Origin of the sequence: Bacillus sp. SIMBA_008 (genome assembly GCF_046535495.1) — a bacterium.
Classification (GTDB): domain Bacteria; phylum Bacillota; class Bacilli; order Bacillales; family Bacillaceae; genus Bacillus; species Bacillus subtilis.
This window is the reverse complement of the sequence record NZ_JAWRWL010000039.1, coordinates 1-437: the sequence shown is the minus strand read 5'-3', so window position 1 is coordinate 437 and position 437 is coordinate 1. Positions and strand designations below refer to the sequence as shown.

Below are 437 nucleotides of genomic sequence, written 5' to 3'. Positions count from 1 at the left end.
CCCATCTTCCGTTCCCATCCATGATAATGGCGATATGTTCAGGAATTTCTCCATTTAATATGTCTTCTTTTGTCAGACTTTCTAAGTTGGAAGCTGCAGTTTGCTGATTCTTCCAATTTTTGAGTATATTGAGCATGAGATTCCTCCATCACCCAAAAAGGTTGCGTTTCCGCTAATAATATAGTCACCAACAGTATTAACAAAAAAACCCCCTGTAAACATGAAGAGGGTCTTTTCACTATTATCTATTGTACATAGTTTTTTCTTAAACTTCCATGATTTCTTTTTCTTTATCTTTCGTCACGTCATCAATTTTAGCGACATATTCATCTGTCAATTTTTGAACATCCTCTGTTGATGATCTTAATTCATCTTCAGTGATCTCACCATTTTTCTCTAGCTTTTTCAATTCATCGTTTGCATCACGACGAACATTA

At 35.0% G+C, this 437-nt stretch carries 1 protein-coding gene and 1 pseudogene; both read right to left on the bottom strand.

Annotation, left to right across the window (positions count from 1 at the left end):
- A pseudogene (locus SB658_RS21980) lies at positions 1-136 on the bottom strand (isoprenyl transferase); the annotation flags it as partial.
- 129 nt (positions 137-265) lie between these two features.
- Positions 266-437 (bottom strand): ribosome recycling factor (locus SB658_RS21975; RefSeq protein ID WP_410602301.1); only part of this gene is annotated, 172 nt, incomplete at its 5' end.